Origin of the sequence: Streptomyces ureilyticus (assembly GCF_011045025.1) — a bacterium.
In the GTDB taxonomy this organism is placed as follows: domain Bacteria; phylum Actinomycetota; class Actinomycetes; order Streptomycetales; family Streptomycetaceae; genus Streptomyces; species Streptomyces ureilyticus.
In genome coordinates this window covers 1-16873 of record NZ_JAAKZX010000026.1, presented here as the reverse complement: position 1 = coordinate 16873, position 16873 = coordinate 1, and the positions used below count along the sequence as shown (strand labels likewise).

At 69.1% G+C, this 16873-nt stretch carries 17 protein-coding genes, 1 tRNA gene and 2 pseudogenes; 8 read left to right on the top strand and 12 right to left on the bottom strand.

All coding sequences use genetic code 11. The features are described from left to right. Window positions 1–43 precede the first annotated feature (43 nt). Together G6048_RS11245 and G6048_RS11240 are read right to left on the bottom strand one after the other, a co-directional pair. Window positions 44–760 (bottom strand): DsbA family oxidoreductase, encoded by a 717-nt coding sequence (locus G6048_RS11245; RefSeq protein ID WP_165339342.1) that lies wholly within the window; start codon window positions 758–760, stop codon window positions 44–46. Window positions 761–843: 83 nt separating this feature from the next. After that, window positions 844–1347: a GNAT family N-acetyltransferase gene (locus tag G6048_RS11240; protein WP_206341462.1), complete on the bottom strand. Its 504-nt coding sequence runs from the start codon at window positions 1345–1347 to the stop codon at window positions 844–846. Between the two features lie 189 nt (window positions 1348–1536). Between G6048_RS11240 and G6048_RS11235 the strand changes: the two genes are divergently transcribed. Together G6048_RS11235 and G6048_RS51780 are read left to right on the top strand one after the other, a co-directional pair. Further along, window positions 1537–2055, top strand: coding sequence for a cupin domain-containing protein (locus G6048_RS11235; protein WP_165339341.1), 519 nt, complete (start codon window positions 1537–1539; stop codon window positions 2053–2055). Window positions 2056–2135: 80 nt separating this feature from the next. Continuing rightward, on the top strand, window positions 2136–2309 hold the full coding sequence (locus G6048_RS51780) for a mycothiol-dependent nitroreductase Rv2466c family protein (RefSeq protein WP_408056128.1): 174 nt from the start codon (window positions 2136–2138) through the stop codon (window positions 2307–2309). Here G6048_RS51780 and G6048_RS11225 read toward each other — a convergent pair. Both G6048_RS11225 and G6048_RS49395 read right to left on the bottom strand, forming a co-directional pair. Further along, the gene (locus G6048_RS11225; protein WP_165339340.1) at window positions 2299–3930 is read right to left on the bottom strand and encodes an IS200/IS605 family accessory protein TnpB-related protein; all 1632 of its coding nucleotides are present in this window, start codon (window positions 3928–3930) and stop codon (window positions 2299–2301) included. The two genes, G6048_RS51780 and G6048_RS11225, sit on opposite strands and share 11 nt — an antisense overlap. Before the next feature lie 426 nt (window positions 3931–4356). Continuing rightward, window positions 4357–4863 (bottom strand): hypothetical protein, encoded by a 507-nt coding sequence (locus G6048_RS49395; protein WP_235989615.1) that lies wholly within the window; start codon window positions 4861–4863, stop codon window positions 4357–4359. A gap of 46 nt (window positions 4864–4909) precedes the next feature. On the opposite strand from G6048_RS49395, the gene G6048_RS49390 reads away from it, so the two are divergent. The 3 genes and pseudogenes from G6048_RS49390 to G6048_RS11205 all read left to right on the top strand — a co-directional run bounded on the left by G6048_RS49390 (window position 4910) and on the right by G6048_RS11205 (window position 6637). Continuing rightward, window positions 4910–5068, top strand: a complete 159-nt coding sequence (locus G6048_RS49390) for a hypothetical protein (protein ID WP_328825742.1) — start codon at window positions 4910–4912, stop codon at window positions 5066–5068. A 72-nt stretch (window positions 5069–5140) separates the two neighbouring features. Then, window positions 5141–5361, top strand: a pseudogene (locus G6048_RS11210) (helix-turn-helix domain-containing protein). An 11-nt stretch (window positions 5362–5372) separates the two neighbouring features. After that, window positions 5373–6637, top strand: a pseudogene (locus G6048_RS11205) (tyrosine-type recombinase/integrase). Between the two features lie 909 nt (window positions 6638–7546). Here the strand turns inward: G6048_RS11205 and G6048_RS11200 are convergent. From G6048_RS11200 to G6048_RS11190, 3 genes are all read right to left on the bottom strand, one after another. Next, window positions 7547–7631 (bottom strand) — tRNA-Ser (locus G6048_RS11200). Window positions 7632–7704: 73 nt separating this feature from the next. Beyond that, window positions 7705–8136 (bottom strand): tRNA adenosine(34) deaminase TadA, encoded by a 432-nt coding sequence (gene tadA, locus G6048_RS11195; RefSeq protein ID WP_165339338.1) that lies wholly within the window; start codon window positions 8134–8136, stop codon window positions 7705–7707. A gap of 71 nt (window positions 8137–8207) precedes the next feature. Next, window positions 8208–8753 carry a tRNA adenosine deaminase-associated protein gene (locus tag G6048_RS11190; RefSeq protein ID WP_165339386.1) on the bottom strand — a complete coding sequence of 182 codons (546 nt, stop codon included), beginning with the start codon at window positions 8751–8753 and terminating at the stop codon, window positions 8208–8210. Window positions 8754–9861: 1108 nt separating this feature from the next. Between G6048_RS11190 and upp the strand changes: the two genes are divergently transcribed. Beyond that, window positions 9862–10497 carry a uracil phosphoribosyltransferase gene (upp, locus tag G6048_RS11185; RefSeq protein ID WP_165339337.1) on the top strand — a complete coding sequence of 212 codons (636 nt, stop codon included), beginning with the start codon at window positions 9862–9864 and terminating at the stop codon, window positions 10495–10497. 102 nt (window positions 10498–10599) lie between these two features. Here upp and G6048_RS11180 read toward each other — a convergent pair whose 3' ends face one another. The 5 genes from G6048_RS11180 to G6048_RS11160 all read right to left on the bottom strand — a co-directional run bounded on the left by G6048_RS11180 (window position 10600) and on the right by G6048_RS11160 (window position 14146). Further along, complete coding sequence (locus G6048_RS11180; RefSeq protein WP_235989608.1) at window positions 10600–11247, bottom strand: LytR C-terminal domain-containing protein; 648 nt, start codon at window positions 11245–11247, stop codon at window positions 10600–10602. 99 nt (window positions 11248–11346) lie between these two features. After that, complete coding sequence (locus tag G6048_RS11175) at window positions 11347–11643, bottom strand: type II toxin-antitoxin system VapB family antitoxin (protein WP_003999914.1); 297 nt, start codon at window positions 11641–11643, stop codon at window positions 11347–11349. A 189-nt stretch (window positions 11644–11832) separates the two neighbouring features. Then, the gene (locus G6048_RS11170) at window positions 11833–12675 is read right to left on the bottom strand and encodes a maleylpyruvate isomerase family mycothiol-dependent enzyme (protein ID WP_165339336.1); all 843 of its coding nucleotides are present in this window, start codon (window positions 12673–12675) and stop codon (window positions 11833–11835) included. Between the two features lie 35 nt (window positions 12676–12710). Further along, window positions 12711–13334, bottom strand: a complete 624-nt coding sequence (locus G6048_RS11165; protein ID WP_165339335.1) for an HhH-GPD-type base excision DNA repair protein — start codon at window positions 13332–13334, stop codon at window positions 12711–12713. A gap of 74 nt (window positions 13335–13408) precedes the next feature. Then, a complete protein-coding gene (locus G6048_RS11160; protein ID WP_165339334.1) occupies window positions 13409–14146 on the bottom strand; it encodes a siderophore-interacting protein in 738 nt (245 codons plus the stop codon). A gap of 71 nt (window positions 14147–14217) precedes the next feature. On the opposite strand from G6048_RS11160, the gene G6048_RS11155 reads away from it, so the two are divergent. Together G6048_RS11155 and G6048_RS11150 are read left to right on the top strand one after the other, a co-directional pair. Then, window positions 14218–16473: a penicillin acylase family protein gene (locus G6048_RS11155; protein ID WP_165339333.1), complete on the top strand. Its 2256-nt coding sequence runs from the start codon at window positions 14218–14220 to the stop codon at window positions 16471–16473. Beyond that, window positions 16470–16873 (top strand): GNAT family N-acetyltransferase (locus G6048_RS11150; RefSeq protein WP_165339332.1); only part of this gene is annotated, 404 nt, incomplete at its 3' end. The genes G6048_RS11155 and G6048_RS11150, both read left to right, overlap by 4 nt.

Sequence of the window (16873 nt, the reverse complement as noted above, 5' to 3'; positions counted from 1 at the left end):
TTATACGTCGCCCTTGACCTGCGCGGTTTCTGTGGGCGGTCTCTCAGTGCTGCGGCACCGCGCATCCGTCGGGACCGCACGCGTCCGCATCGCCGTCCTGGATCAGCTTCAGCGGCGAGCGGTTGCCCCACGCCTGCTCCAGAGCCTGCCCGAAGGCCTCGACGGGCTGGGCGCCCGAGACGCCGTACTTGCGGTCGAGGACGAAGAAGGGAACGCCGTTCGCGCCGAGCTCGGCGGCCGCACGCTCATCGGCCCGGACCTCATCGGCGTACGCGTCCGTGTCGGCGAGCACCTTGCGGGCGGCCTCCGCGTCGAGACCGGCCTCTACGGCCAGCTCGATCAGGTAGGCGTCGGCGTCCACGTAGAGGGACCGCTCCTCGACGAAGTTCGCCCGGTACAGGATCTGGAGCAGCTCGCCCTGCCGGCCCTGCTCCTTGGCGAAGTGCAGCAGCCGGTGCATGTCGAAGGTGCTGCCGTGATCGCGGCCCTCGGTGCGGTACTCCAGCCCCTCGGCGGCGGCCAACGAGCCCAGGTTCTCCTCGCCCGCCCGGGCCTTCGCCTCGCTCATCCCGTACTTCTTGGTGAGCATCTTCAGAACGGACTCGTTGTCACCCTTGGCCCGCTTCGGGTCGAGCTCGAAGGAACGATGCACCACCTCGATCTCGTCCCGGTGCGGGAAGGCGTCAAGCGCCTTCTCGAAGCGGGCCTTGCCCACATAGCACCAGGGGCAGGCGATATCGCTCCAGATCTCGACGCGCATGTCTTCGTCTCTCCAGGTCGCACGGCTACGCGAAGGCTCCCTCCGCTCGGTCTGTGAACGTTCAACCGGCTGGGTTCATTCCTTCATTCCCCGTGCACGTCGTAGGTCTGCGAGAGGTGGTGGTCGTCGCCGGGCCGCTGCTCGGGATCGGGGACCCAGCCCTGGCGGGCGTAGAAGGCCTGAGCGCGCTGGTTGTCGACGTGCACCTCGAGAGTCGCGGTCCGCTTGCCGTCGGCCCGCCACTGCTCGACGCAGTCGGCGTGCAACTGGGCACCGATACCGGAGCGCCAGTGGCCGGGGTCGACATGGAACTGGAACAGCTTGACCGAGTCGGCCGGGGCGCCTTCGGCGGTACGGAAGGAAGCGATGCCCACCAGGCGGGTGGCGCGTAACGCGCACAGCACGTGGGTGTCAGGGCGTTCGATGGCGTCGTGCCAGACGGCGGGCCAGTCGGTGCCGTCGTCGGGCAGGCCGTCGGGGTAGTAGGTGGCCCGGGCGCGCCTGTGCAGTTCGGCCACGTTCGCGGCTTCGGCGGGGAGGGCGGTCCTGATCACCAGGGCCTCGACGGTTCGGTGCGTTCTGATCATGCCGCTGAGGACGCGTCCGCATCCACGGCAGTTCCGGGCTGGGGGCGGAGCCCAGGAACGGGATGCGCACCACAGTCGTAGGTCTTTGGCCCTCATTCCCGGACTCATTGAGATCGTCCGGACGCCCGACGCCGCCTTCCGGGGGCGCGGGCGACCATGCCTGTGGAGGCCTGCTGAAAGGAGCACATCGTGTCGTACCTGGAACACCTCCAGTACCCAGAGCCTCGCTATCACCGAGACAAGGGGGAAGTGAACGCCGTCTTCCGCTCTGCCAACACCCCGCCGGACATCTCCTCGCCGGGCGGCTCGACCCACTACCTCGCCACCAACGAATCGACCAGCGGTGAATTCGGCCTGTACAAGGTGGAGTTGGGGGCACGGGCCGCCGGAGCCAAGACCCACTTCCACAAAGCCATGTCCGAGTCCTTCTACATCCTCTCGGGCGAACTGGAGCTCTACAACGGCGAGAAGTGGGTAACGGGCCGCGAGGGCGACTTCCTGTACGTACCGGTCGGTGGCCTGCACGCCTTCAAGAACGTGACCGACGAGCCCATGTCCATGCTCCTGCTCTTCTCTCCGGGTGCCCCGCGCGAGGAGTACTTCGAGCGGGTCGCGGAGATGTCGCAGCGAGGCGGCGAGGAACTCAAGCATTTCCGTATCCGGCACGACAGCTACTTCGTGGAGGACTTCGAGGGTGAGGGGGAGTAGTCCCTTGGGCGCTTTACAGGTGCCCAAGTCAGCGATGCAGTACGTGAGTTCGCGCGTATTCGGATGGGCAAGTCGATCAGATGACCGAGCGGCGGGCCATCGACTTCTGGTTCGACCCCGTCTGCCCATACACGTGGATCACCTCGAGGTGGATGGTCGAGGTCACCAAGGTGCGGCCCCTGGCCATCCGCTGGCGGGTGATGAGCTGTCCGTGCTCAACGAGCACCGGGATGACAACCGTTCCTAGGGACTGAGTGGGAGTGGGTCCTGCTGCCAGGACCCATGCTCAGCCGAACGCCCCGAACGATGTTGGGCGTTCTGGTTGCCCGCGTTCGCTCCGCACCCGGCGCCGACGGATCGTGTCCGTGGTCCGGGAATGCGGGGGCGGGGTCCCTCACGCCCAGGAACGCCGGATGGGGCCTGGGCGGTCCGATGCCCCACCGCATCACTCTGGTGCTGTGGGGGCGGTGCCGTCCGTCGCCGGATCCGGTGTCCCTGGGCGCGCCTGCCAATCGCCACGGCGGCCGCGTCGTGGCGTGTGGTGGTGCGGTTCTTACTGGTGAGGGGCTTTTGCCAGTGCTGGGCGCCCCACTTCGAGGTGTACGCGGGGTCGACCGCGATGACCGCGATGCCGATGGCGTCGGCCATCGAGGACAGCCGGGCCCGCAGCCTGCCGGTGGGCATGCCGGAGATCAGCTGCCGGAACCGCTTGCGGCGTCCGTGCTTCTCACGGGTCTTCTCCGCGGTGAAGTCCAGGTCTTCGACGGCGATCGCGGCCACTCCGCAGGCCTTCGCCCAGTGAAGCAGCCGTGTCAGGGCGTGCCGGACCTGCGCGTCGCGGTGATCCGCGGTGCCGGACAGGTCGTAGAAGAAGTGCCGGGGATGGCCGATGGGGTTGCCGTGCACGTCGAGGCGCCAGGCGGCCAGGTGGTCGGCGTTGGTGTCCACCGCGATCACCCCGTCGGCGAGGGCGGACTCCAGTGGGATGATCCGGGTTGGCGGAGTCTGCCAGGAGGCGGTCACATACCAGCGGTTGCGGGCCGGGTCGTAGGAGATGCGGTAGGCGACGGCCCGGTTGGCCTCGACGCGGTCGGCCCACTCGGTGCGCCGGTGGATGAAGCGGACCGTGCCGGTGAGGAGGTACCGGCCGTGCGGGGCGTTCGCCAAGTCCTTCAGTGGAGTGGGTAGTTTGATGCTCAACCGGCCCTCGGGGGTGACACGGAGGGTCTCGTTGCCGTACCGCTTGCCGGATTCGCCGTCGGCCTGGAGGAACCACCGCTCGCACTCCCAGCGCTCGCGCCACCCGGCCTCGGTCAGCTGGGCTGCTTCCAGATGGTGCCGGGTACGGGCCAGCCGCTTGCCGCCGCGCACCACGTGCACGCTCCCAGCCTGGCGATCGGAACGCTCCCCCTCCAGCCGGTCCTCAAGGACGTGCAGGCGGCGGGACTTGGCGAACCACTCCTGCCTGCTGCGGTAGCCACCCGGCGTGTTCTTCGATCCCTTCTGCCCGACCGGTTGTGCCAGCCGGTGAGCGATCGTGGCGACACCGGCCTCCAGGCTCTGGATGTGGGCGAGCTGGCAGCGGCGGGACAGCGCCCACTGGTCGTGCGACGCCTTGGTGATCGCCCCGGCCCAGCGCGAAGACGTCACCGGCGTCAGCGCGCGTTTCCTGGCCGCCCAGGTCTCGGTGGAGTGCTCCAGGCCGTCCGCGCACCGGGCCTTGAGGTCCTTCGAGGCCAGCGCGCCCAGATACGCGCCCACCAGGCGCAGCACCTTCTCGTCCTCGGGCGTCAGCTGCTTGATCCGGGTACGGATCGCGACACCGGCCGGACCGGACGCCACGAACGGCTCCACCACCTCCCGCAGCCCGCCCATCCGTCACCCCCGCCCGGCTCGGCCTCGAAAACCCCAACCCTGTCACCGCATCCAACGAGACCGGCCCGTAAAGGTCACGCATTCGACACCAGCACCTCCGTTCCCCTCCCGAAAGACCAGCACGATGACCGACATCGGCACAGTTCGACGATCTCGGCTTTGAACTCAGGCGTGAACGAGCGGCGAGGGCGTGGCTTCTTCTTCCCCATGCTCTCCATGATGGACATCCTTCCGGGGCAGGGCCCCTGATCTCGGATGTCCGTCAAAGCGGATCAAGCCCAGACCTGTCCTGCAGCGAGATGGCTGCAATAGCCAAGTACCAGACGCCTGCGGCAAGGCACGTCAGTGCGGGCATGGTACGGATCATTCCTTTCGCCGGGCAGGGCCCCGAGGCTTGCGCGCCCGGGGCCCTGTAGTCACTGGTACCTAGTCCCCAGCAGGGATCGAGGGTTCGATTTCTTGGACCTCGGTCGTCACGCCGTTCTCGTCGGTCTCCACCCAGGTCTTGCCGTTTTCGCTGAGGCTGTTGGGTGCAGTCTCCGGTAGAGCCTGCGGCTCGACGGGTTTGTCCTCCTCCGTCTTGACCATGACTTGCTTACCCGACGCGTCCTTGAGCGGTTCGCCGTCAGGCCCCATGACTGGCATGCTCTCCGGCATTTTGCTCATGTCTACCGTGCCATCTTCTCGGACCCACGACGGCTGCGGCGGCGTGTCGTCAGCAGCTGTTGCTGACATGCTCATGACAAACCCTCGTGCATGGTGCGGCTGACGTGCGTGTCCAAGTTGCCCCAGACACGGAGGTGTCGCACGAATGGGCTCGCAGGCGCGGCAGACGCCATGCTTGTGCTCAAGCGGGCTCGCGGTAAGGCGGACGGGGTCCTGCATGTCACCGGCCGTGATGTGGACGAAGCCGAGTACGCGCTTCAGTTCCATGCCGCCGCCGGAGCCTGGCAGTTGCTGTGTCGAGATCCTGCGGCACGTGCGGAGCAACCCCGGCGCGAAGCCGAAGGACATCGCCACGGCCACCGGCCTGGACCCGAGCCTCGTACGTCAGACGTGCTCGCGTATGGTCACGGATGCCCAACTCGTACGCGCCGATGGCGGTTACCGCACCCCGGAGTACGGGGGTGCGGCATGACTGTCACACCTGTCGCACTGTCACATGTCACAGCCCAGAAGGAGGAAAACGCCGTGAGTCCAGGAGACCGACTTGGGTGAGTCGGACTTCGATCCCACGCTGGCGCTTCTGACCGTCGAAGAAGCGGCCCGTCGACTCCGCATCGGCCGCACGACGTGCTTCAACCTGATCCGCTCCGGCGAGCTGGAATCCGTGCCCGTGGGCGCCTGCGGCGCGTCCCTCCGGATGCCGTGACCGAGTACGTCACCCGGCTCCGTCAGTCCCACCGTTCGACCACCGCCCCGGCCGTTTGAGAAGTCCACGCATGGCAGACGAAGAGAAGAAGCGCACTCGACAGCCGAACGGCCGATCATCCATCTACCAGGGCAAAGACGGAAAGTGGCACGGCCGCGTGACCGTCGGAGTACGCGACGATGGCAAGCCGGACCGCCGCCATGTCGAGCGCAAAACCCGCGCCGAAGTCACCGAAGCCGTGCGGGAGCTGGAGAAGCAGCGGGACGCCAAGACCGTACGTAAGCCGGGCAAAGCCTGGACGGTCAAGGCGTGGCTGACGCACTGGATCGAGAACATTGCGCCGCTCGGAGTCAACGAGAACACGATGGTCGGGTACGGCGTGGCGGTGCGGAAGCACCTGATTCCCAGCTTGGGCGCCCACCGGCTCGACAAGCTCAAGCCGGAGCACATCGAGGTGTTCTACGCGAAGATGCAGGCCAACGGCAGCAAGCCCGCGACCGCTCATCAGGTCCACCGCACCTTCCGTACGGCGCTCAACGAGGCGGTACGGCGCGGCCACCTCGGTCAGAACCCCGTCCGAAGGTGCGCGAAGAGGAGATTGAGCCGTACACGGTCGAAGAGGTCCGCAGGCTGCTGCGTGCGGCCGACAAACGCCGGAACTCTGCACGGTGGGCCGTGGCACTCGCGCTCGGACTCCGACAGGGCGAAGCGCTCGGTCTCAAGTGGACCGATGTGGACCTGAATGGGGGAGTCCTGATGGTCCGTCGGAGTCGCAGGCGCCCGCACTACGCACACGGGTGCGGGGACACCTGCGGTCGCAAGGCCGGGTACTGCCCGCAGCGCGAGCGTACGAACCCCGAGACTGCCGATACGAAGTCGCGCGCTGGACGGCGGGCCGTAGGACTCCCTCCACAGCTTGTGGATCTACTCCGCACGCACAAGGTCCGGCAGGAAGCCGAGCGAGCAGCGGCGGGCGACAAGTGGACGGATGAGGGCTGGCTCTTCGCGACCGAGACCGGCCGTGGCACGTCGCCCCGCACCGACTACGACGACTGGAAGGAGCTTCTGAGCGACGCGAAGGTACGAGACGGCCGGCTGCACGACGCCCGGCACACCGCGGCCACGGTCCTGCTGATCCTCGGAGTCTCCGAGCGCGCCGTCATGGGCCTCATGGGCTGGTCCTCCACAGCCATGGCCGCGAGGTACCAGCACATGGTCGACACCGTCCGCAGCAGCATCGCCCAGCAGGTTGACGGGCTTATCTGGAAGCCGGGCGGAGACGGGCCGGATGACGATGACGACGGGCTCTCCGGGGCCCTCGTACCGGCCCATTGAAACGCCCGGCGGGGGCAGGCTGAAAGCCTGCCCCCGCTTTGCTATGTCACGACCTGCTGGTGGTCGATGAGCTGCGCAAGCACCCTGAGACAGGGTCTGTCAGTTCACAGCCTTGCCACCCAGGAGACCGACCATGGCTCCGAAACCCAGGTTGGCGAGTGTGGAACAGGTACCCATCGCCGACCTCGCGGCTTCCGTGGGTTTCTCCACGAAGATTCCTATGTAAAGGCTGGCTGCCAATGTGAACACGGTTATGACCGTCACACAGATAAAGACGAGCTTGAAGTGAGGGGTAACAGTAGCGACCACGGTCGCGTCAGCGGGTGCCCCGCTGATCAGCGGCCGGAGGATTGGCAGCGAGGCCAGAACCAGCCTCGGTGGCACTCTCACTCATCTGACTCGCCCCCCGTCACGGCTTGGGCTCCGTCTTTGCGCTCTTCCGTCCGTAGTTCGTCGCTTCTGGGCTTCGGCAGTCGTGGAGGCCTCTGGCGGTGACGCCGTTCAGACTCACGCAGTGCCTCTTCGAGAGACCTGCCCTCTACCCTTACCGTCGGCCTCACCTCCACGCGCCTGCCGTCTACCTTCACGAACACAGACGTTTCTCGTGGACGTCGGAAGATCGCGCGCAAGAGGCCACGCACGGTGGGGCTGCCCAGCATGGCGACGAGGACCACCCATAACAGGATGATCAGAATGATCGGTTCCATGCCCCCACCGTTCCCCTCAGGTATGTCGTTGCGACAGGCGACGCAGCAAGCTCTAGTTTCGGATTGTGCTACCCACGCGTCCCGCACATTCCTTGTTCCCGGGTTTCGCCCGGATGGATCGCAGGACATGCAACTGAGACGGAAACTGAGACGAAAGATCACGAAGGGCCCGGTCCATCGGACCGGGCCCTTCGTCTACCTGCGGTAGCGGAGGGATTTGAACCCTCGGTGACTTGCGCCACACTCGCTTTCGAGGCGAGCTCCTTCGGCCGCTCGGACACGCTACCGAGAGAGATCCTAGCCCACGTTGGGGTGTGCGCTGAAATCCGTTTTGAGGGCCGGTTTCTGGAGCGGGGCGGGTCAGCGGTCGCGGAAGAAGTCGGTGAGCAGGCGGGCGCACTCCTCGTCCAGTACGCCGCCGATGACTTCGGGGCGGTGGTTGAGGCGCCGGTCGCGTACGACGTCCCAGAGGGAACCGGTCGCGCCGGCTTTCGCGTCGCGGGCGCCGTAGACGAGGCGGTCCACGCGGGACTGCACGATCGCGCCCGCGCACATCGTGCAGGGTTCGAGGGTCACGACGAGCGTGCAGTCCGTCAGCCGCCACTGTCCCAGCTCGGCGGCGGCCCGGCGGATGGCGAGGACCTCGGCGTGCGCCGTGGGATCGCCGGTGGCTTCGCGTTCGTTGTGTCCGATTGCGAGCACCGTCGTGCCGTCCGCGGACAGCACGACGGCCCCGACGGGGACGTCCCCGCCCCGGACGGCCAGTCGTGCCTCGTCCAGGGCGAGCCGCATCGCGGCCCGCCAGCGGTCGCGTACGGGGTCGTTTACGGGGTCGCTTATGGGTTCGTGTGCGTCCTGAGCGTTCAGCGGACGGTCTCCAGGACCTCCGCCGCGCCCAGGACCTCGGCGATCTCGTTCAGCGCGTCATTGCTGTCCAGGATGAGCAGTTCCTTCTCGTCCACGCCGAGGTCGGCGAGGATCTCGCGGTCTCCGATGGGTCCGGACGGCACGGCTTCGCCCGATGTGGCCCCGCCGACGTCATCGTCGTCGTCGGAACCGTCCTCGGGTTCACCGTCCTCCGTGCCGTCGAGGTCGAGGGAGTCCAGGTCGGCGATGTCGTCGCCCGGCTCCCTTCCGAGCAGTTCGTCCGTGAGCAGGATCTCGCCGTACGAGCTGCGGGCCGCTGCGGCGGCGTCCGAGACGTAGATACGAGGGTCGTCCTCTCCGTCCACGCGGACGACGCCGAACCACGCGTCCTCCTGCTCGAGGAGCACGAGCACCGTGTCGTCTTCGGTCGAGGCTTCACGGGCCAGGTCGGCCAGGTCGGACAGGGTCTCCACATCGTCGAGCTCTGTGTCGCTCGCTTCCCACCCGTCTTCGGTGCGCGCGAGCAGTGCGGCGAAGTACACCGTGACTCTCCCACTGGTCATAGGCGTGCCGGTTGGGGATCCCCCCGGCGGAGGTTGCGGACGGGGAGTGCTGCGCCGAGCCCCGCCCACTCGGAATCGTGGCAGAAACTGAGCGTTCAGGAGAGGTCTTCGGCTCGCTGTGTCCCGGTCGCGTCGTCACGGCCGTACGCGTGGCCCCTCACCTGGGCGCTCGGCGCCCGCCGTCAGCGGGATCGTACGCCGAGGAGAGCTCCGTGAGGCAACGGCTGTCCGGTGCCGACCCGTACGCCCCACCAGTGGCGCTCCGTTGTGCTGTGTACGGGCCTGTACGTGTCTGGCGCGGCCCACCCGCCTACCAGCGGAACGTGCGCATCCGCATGGCGTGCCGCAACCGCGCGGTCTTCGCCCGCCGCGGCTGCACCCGGTCCCGCAATTCCCGCGCCTCGGCAAGGTCCCGCAAAAACTGAGCCCGCCGCCTACGCCGCTCGGCGTCACTTTCGGCCACGCCGCCCCCGCCACTCACGCCGCCAACGCCTCCGGCGGCGCCCGGGCCAGGCGAGCCTCCGGCGGCCGTTTCTGACGGGCCTTGCGGGCCCGTCGGGGAACTTCCGGCGGCGGTGTCGTACGGGTCGCTCCGTGCGGCGGGCCTCCTTGGGTTCTGCTGCGGAGGGTTTCCGGGGCGGGTCCTGTGCGGGGCGGACTCCTGCGGAGGGCTTGCGGGGCCGGTCCTGTGCGGCGCGGCGGCGGAGGACCCGCCGGCCTTTCGCTGTACGGGCGTGGAGTCGGCGATTTCGCGTGGTGCGGACGCTTCGGAATTTTTCTGCGGAGTCGGCCAACTGGGGGTTCCGTGCGGGGCGGAGCCGCCCGCAGGCTCTCCCGCGGTTCCCTGACCGGAGGTCTCCCGCGGGACGGAGCTGCCCGCCGCCCCCGTGGTTCCCCGACCGGAGGTCCCCCGCGGCGCGGCGCTGTTCGTGGGCCCCCGGCGTCGGTCGGAGGCCACCTGGTTCTGTTCCCCGTTCCGCATAGGTCACCACCCCAGTCCGTCCCTGGCACCTTCCCCCGGTCGGGCCGTTTGATGCCGGTTCGGGTTTGCGGGGGCGTGGCGGTGGGGCCCGGATACCCTGGGCGCATGCGTCTTCACGTCGTCGACCACCCTCTGGTCGCCCATAAGCTCACCACGCTGCGCGACCAGCGCACCGACTCCCCGACCTTCCGGCGGCTGGCCGACGAACTGGTCACCCTGCTCGCCTACGAGGCCACCCGTGACGTGCGTACGGAGCAGGTCGACATCGTGACGCCGGTGGCCGGGACCACCGGCGTCAAGCTGTCCCACCCGCGCCCCCTGGTCGTACCGATCCTGCGGGCCGGCCTCGGCATGCTGGACGGCATGGTGCGTCTGCTGCCGACCGCCGAGGTGGGCTTCCTGGGCATGATCCGCAACGAGGAGACGCTCCAGGCCTCCACGTACGCGAACCGCATGCCAGAGGACCTCTCCGGCCGCCAGGTGTACGTGCTCGACCCCATGCTCGCCACGGGCGGCACCCTCGTCGCGGCCATCACGGAGCTGATCAAGCGCGGCGCCGACGACGTGACCGCCGTGGTGCTCCTGGCCGCCCCCGAGGGCGTCGAGGTCATGGAACGCGAGCTGGCCGGCACGCCGGTGACCGTCGTGACGGCGTCCGTCGACGAGCGGCTCAACGAGCACGGCTACATCGTGCCGGGCCTCGGGGACGCGGGGGACCGGATGTACGGGTCCGCCGAGTAGCCGGCCGAACCGGGCCGAAGGCCCGCTGGCTTCGTTGGCCGCTGGCCCGTGGTCCGTTTGACCCGCGTGGCCCGTGGTCCTTTTGACCGGCGGCTGGGCGGGCTAACACCCCTGCTTAGTCGGTGACGGCGTCGGCTTCGGATCGGCCAGCGTGGTCAGGGCCTTGTCGGCGGCCGCCTTCGGCGTCAGCGCCTTGAAGCCGGTGCCGATGACGAGGTCGACCTCGGCGGGCTTCGTACGGGTGTCGGTCTTCAGCCGGGCGTCGGCCAGTTGAGTGCGGAGTACGGGGAGCGCGGTGTCGGCGGCCGCCGCGGAGCCGAGCAGCATCCCGGTGCCCTTGACCTTCTTGTCGTACTCCTTCGTCGCGTTGCCCACCTCGCCGATCTTGAAGCCGCGCTTCTTGAGTTCGTCCGCGGTGCTCTTGGCGAGGCCGCTGCGGGGCGTGGCGTTGAGGACGTTCACGGTGATCTGGCCGGGTTTGGGGAGGGCTTTGACCGGCGCCTGCGAGGCGGACGGTGACGGCGAGGGCGTGCAGTCCGGTGCCGCGCCCACCGCACCGGCCTTGTCGCCGCTGCCGGTGAACACGTCGATGAGCTGCAGCGTTCCCCAGCCGAGCAGACCGAGTGCGGCGGCGGAGCCGACGACCGCGAACGCGAGCCTGCGGCGCCCGCGGTTGCGGCGCATCCGCGGGTACTTGTCCCCCGTGATCTTGTACTGGCCGCCCATCCCAGGGGGAGTCAGCATGCTCATAAGCGCAGCGTAGTGCGCCTGAGTGGTTATGCCTACTAGACGATCATCGCCCGGCGCTCAGTCCAGCCGAAAGGCCCAACGGGCACGCGGAGGGGGCGCTCAGTCGAGTTCGAGGACCCTGGCGTGCAGCACCTGGCGCTGCTGGAGCGCGGCGCGGACGGCTCTGTGCAGGCCGTCCTCCAGGTACAGGTCGCCCTGCCACTTCACGACGTGCGCGAAGAGGTCGCCGTAGAACGTCGAGTCCTCGGCGAGCAGCGTTTCCAGGTCGAGCTGGCCCTTGGTCGTCACCAGCTGATCGAGGCGGACCGGGCGCGGCGCGACATCCGCCCACTGCCGGGTGCTTTCCCGGCCGTGGTCGGGGTACGGCCGGCCGTTTCCGATGCGCTTGAAGATCACACGGAAAGCCTACCGGTCATGACCTTCCGGGCGCAGCCAAGGCGGCGTAGTGGCCCCTGGAAATCACGCCGCAAAGCAGAATGAAAAGGTAATTCCGCAAGGTCGGCTTGGTGTGTTCCTACTGAGCGGGGCCTGAACAAACCGGAAACACGTCGTGAAACGCACGAGCCGGACGCCACTGTCTGGCGCTCACGCCACCACCGCGAGGAGCATGGTCGCGGCCATGGTCAGGGGCTCGTCCCCCGCCAGTACGGACCGGCGCCGGGCCTCTTCCGGGAGGATGCCCCGGCTGGCCAGCCGCCAGAGGGTGTCCTGGTCCATCGTCACCCGTGCGGCGGCCTCCCCGCCGGACGCGCCCGGCGCGCCGGGAAGCCAGCGGTCGGCGTCCCGGATGGCCCACCAGGTGCCGCCCGCGGGGCCGGTGACGTCGAAACGTACGGTCGTTCCCCGCGGCCGGTCCACGGTACGAAGCGTGTGCGGCAGGGCGCGCAGGAACGTGTCGATCACCGGGCCGAGCAGCTCCGGCTCGTCGGCACCGGGGCGGTCTACAGCGTCGCGGATCTGCTGCTGGTGCACCCAGAACTCCGTGTACTCGCGGGCGATGTCCAGCCAGGCGGGACTCGGCTCGTCCGTGGAGGCCCACGACACATCGACGCCGGCGGGGGCATCGAGCCGGACGCCGGCCCAGACCTCGTCGAGCTGCGGGCCGAGGTGTGCGAGCAACTCGACCATCAGGCGCGGGCTGCACTGGCGCGTGGCCTCGACGAAGAGCCCGTTCACGCGCGCCACGTACGCGGGCAGCGTCTCGTCGTCGGCGAACACGGCACCGGTCCATCCGTCCCGGAGGCCCGAGAGGCGGCGCATGTAGTCGTTGAGGACATGGCCGACCACATCGTGCACGTCCCACCCCGGGCAGACTGTCGGCCGCCCCCAGTCCCCGGCCTCCAGCGAGCCGAGAAGGCCGAGCAGCGCCCGGCGCTCCCGCACGAAGAGGGGACGGGTGTCGATGGCAGGCCCGAAGGAGGTCGTCATGCGGCGACGCTAGGCGCCACGCCACCGGAAGTCCCCTACTTATTGGGGGACTTGCCCGAGGGCTTGCCCGACCCCGAACCCTTCGCCGCCTTAGCCGCCGCCTTCAGCTCCTGCTTGTGTGCCCGTACCTTCGCCAGGGACTCGGGACCCGTGATGTCGGCGACCGAGCGGAAGGACTCGGGGGCGCCGTATGCGCCGGCGGCCTCGCGCCAGCCCTGGGGGCGTACGCCGAGTTGTTTGCCCAGGAGGGCCAGGAAGATCTGGGACTTCTGGGTGCCGAAGCCAGGGAGGGAGTTCAGGCGGGTGAGGAGTTCCGTGCCGCTCGCCGCGTTCTTCCAGAGGGCGGCGGCGTCGCCGTCGTAGTGCTCCACGAGGTACTGGCACAGCTGCTGGATCCGCTTGGCCATCGAGCCGGGGTAGCGGTGCACGGCCGGCTTGGTGGCGAGGAGGGCGGCGAAGGCCTCGGGGTCGTATGCCGCGATCTCGTGTGCGTCGAGATCGTCCGTGCTCATCCGCTGGGCGATGGTGTACGGGCCCGCGAAGGCCCACTCCATCGGAATCTGCTGGTCCAGCAGCATTCCGACCAGCGCGGCCAGCGGACTGCGCCCGAGGAGTTCATCGGCTTCGGGCTGCTGAGCGAGGTGAAGGGTCACGTCCATACTTCGAGCATCGCCCCGTAGGGCTCTTCACGCCCGCCCGGCGCACGGCCCTCCACACTCGCTGAACACCACGCTCACCCCTCCCGCCAGTACCCCAGGGCGTGCACCCGCTGCTTCGGGACCGACAGTTCCTTGCGGACGTACGCGGCGAGTGAGCGCGTCGTCGCCGTGTCCGAGGCGATCCAGACGTACGTCTCGGCCGGGTCCCGGTCCTTGAGGAGGTCGGGGAGGGCGGCGCGCACCTGGGAGACGAGTTCCGCGCCGGAGCCCAGGCGCGGCACCGTGCGCAGCTCGTGGCGGGACGGGTCCAGGCGCAGCGGAAGGCCGTCCAGGGAGTCGTACGGCATCTCGAACCACACCGTGGCGGGGGCCGAACCCGCCGCGTCCATAAGGGAGTTGAGCGCGGGCAGCGACGCCGGGTCGCCGATCGCGAAGACGTGCGAGGGCGCGGGCTCGGGCCATTGGAAGCCCGTGCCCTGGACCGTCGCCTCGATGGTGTCCCCGGGCTTCGCCGCCCGCGCCCAGTCACTGGCGCACCCCTCGTGGAGCGCGAACTCAAGGCTGAAGGTGCCCGCCGCCGGATCCGGGTCGACGAGCGTGTAAGCGCGCTGATGCGGCTTGCCCGCGTTGTCGAACCACAGCCGCACCCACATCGTCGGGTGGACGCCGGTCGCGGCGAGCATTCCGCCGTCGGTGAGGTGGAGCCGCCGGTAGTGCTCGGTGACCTGCTCGGATCCCGTGACCGTGAACACGAAGTCCTTGCCCCGCAGCAGCTTGAGGACCGCGCCCTCCCAGCCGTGACCCTGCCCCATTCCGTCCACCCCTCCATACGACTTCGACCAGTCGTAGTTAGGGTAGCCTAACCTAAAATTGTGGAGGAGCTGTGGACGCCGGAGAGCGCCTGAGCACGGGACCCCCCGGAGTCCCCGCGGCCCCGGGGACCTATCGCGACGCCTGGGGGATCCCCCACCTGCGCGCGGACAGCGCACACGAACTCGCCTTCGCGCAGGGGCGCAACGCCGCCGCCGACCGCGCCTGGCAGCTCGAGGTCGAGCGGCACCGGGCGCAGGGCACCTCGGCCGCGTTCCTCGGCGCCGACGCCCTTGCCTGGGACCGGTTCGCGAGACAGGCCCGGATCGAGGACACCGCGAGACGCTGCTCAGCGGCTCTGGAGAGACGCGACCCCGAAACGGCCGCCTGGGTCCGGGCGTACGTCGACGGGGTCAACGCGGGCCTGGCCGAAGCGGCGTCCCGCACCCCGGAGTTCGCGGCGACCGGCCTGGCGCCCGGCCGCTGGGAACCGTGGACCCCGCTGGGCGTCTGGCTCGCCGTCCATATCCTGTTCGCCGGGTTCCCCGCCAAGCTGTGGCGGGAGGAGGTCGTACGGAGGCTGGGGGCTGAGGCGGTGGGGCTGTTCGCCGCGGACGGGCCCGGTACGTCCGGCAGCAACGGGTGGCTGGTGACGGGCGAGCGCACCGTCGACGGCCGGCCGGTCATCGCGGGCGACCCCCACCGTTACATCGAAGCACCCGGCGTCTATCAGCAAGTCCATCTGTCCTGCCCGGAGTTCGACGTGGTCGGGCTCGCGGTGCCAGGTGTTCCGGGCATCGCCCATTTCGGGCATACGGGCACAGTGGCGTGGGCCATCACCAATGCGATGGCCGACTATCAAGACCTGTACCGGGAGCGGCTGCGCAGGTCCGGGGATTCTGGGGAACGGGTGGAGGCGCTCGGTCCGGACGGGGCGTGGCGGAGCGTGTCCCGGCACACGGAGACGGTCGAGGTGGCGGGCGGTGACCCCGTCGAGGTCGAGGTCGTCGAGACCGAGCGCGGGCCCGTCATCATCGGAGAGGCAATCGGAGAGGGAATCAGAGAGGGAATCGGAGAGGGAACGGATGGCCGGGAGGGCTACGACGGGCCCGTCAGCCTCCGCTACCCGCCGCGCGTCAGCGAGGATCTCGGCTTCAGCGCGCTCCTCCCCCTGCTCCGGGCTCGCCAAGTCGCGGACGTGGACCGGGCGTTCGACGACTGGGCCGAGCCCGTCAACGTGGTCCTCGCCGCCGACACCGAGGGCGGACTGCTGCACCGGGTGGCGGGCCGCGTGCCGGTGCGGGACGAGCAGAACGGGATCCGGATCGTTCCCGCCTGGGAGCCCGGTCACGAGTGGCGCGGCTGGTACGCCCCCATGCCGCGCGGCCCGGTCGACGACGGTATCGCCGTGATGGCGAACCAGCGCGGCCCGGCCACCCCGCTCGGCGTCGAGTTCGCCGCCCCGCACCGGGCGGCCCGCCTGCGCCACCTCCTCGAGGGGAGGAAGGACTGGTCGGTCGAGGACATGGGCGCCCTCCACATGGACACGCATCTCGGTTCCGCCCAGGCCCTGTTGGACCGGCTCGCCGCCCTCGACGACCTCACGCCCGACGCCAACGCCCTCCGCGACCGGCTCCTGCGCTGGGACCACCACATGGAGGCCGACAGCACGGAGGCGGCGACGTACGCGGCCGTGCGCAGCGCCGTCGTACGACGCCTCGCCGCACACCCCGCCCTGGCCTGCCTGACCGGGCTGCCCCCGGCCTGCCCCGAGGTCTTCCGCCCCTGGCTCGCCCTTGTCCCGCGCATCGGCTACGCCCTCGAAAACCTCCTCACCGCACGGGAGTTGTACGGCATCGACCGCGCCGAAGTCGTACGGGCGGCCGTGGAAGAGGTGGTCGCGGGCGCCCCGCAGGGCACCTGGGGTGACACCCATCGCCTGGACGCGTGGCGCGCACTTCCGCTGAACGAGTCGGCCGCGGACAGCGGTGGACCCGCTCTCTCCGGCGACCACGACTGCGTGCTGTGCACCTCCGCCGTCCCCGGGATCACCGACCGTGCGGCCCGTGGTCCCGCCGCCCGCTACGTATGGGACATCGAGTGCCGTGACAGCAGCCGTTGGGTGGTCCCGCTCGGCGCGTCGGGCGTTCCCGGGTCACCGCACGAGGGCGACCAACTTTCCTTGTGGCTCAGGGGAGATCTGGTCCCAGTGATCACCGACGTCGCTCAGCTGACCAAGGAGCACGATGACGAGGGCGACGAGGGCGACGAGGGCGACGAGGGCGACGAGGGCGAGGAGCGTGACGAGGACGATGAGGGCGAACGATGACGGCTGAGGCGTACGGGCATGGCCGTCGGCCGGTGCATGAGCAGGCCGTGGACGGACTGGGCACGGTGCGCGTTCTGCGGGTCGAGCCGAAGGCCGACCTCGATGTGATCCATGGCTGGGTGACCGCGGAACGGGCGCGGTTCTGGGGGATGGGCGGGTTCAGCAAGGAGCAAGTGCTTCAGACGTACGAGCTACTGGACTCCCTCGATACGCATCACGCGTTTCTTGCGGTGCTGGACGGTGTGCCGGCGGCGCTCTTCCAGACGTACGAGCCGACGGCCGACCGGGTCGGTGAGTGCTATGAGGCCGAGGCGCGGGACATCGGAGTGCACCTGCTGATAGCTCCTGCTCGTGGAGATGGTGGTCATCGAGGCGGACCGGCGCCGCTACGACACCAGGC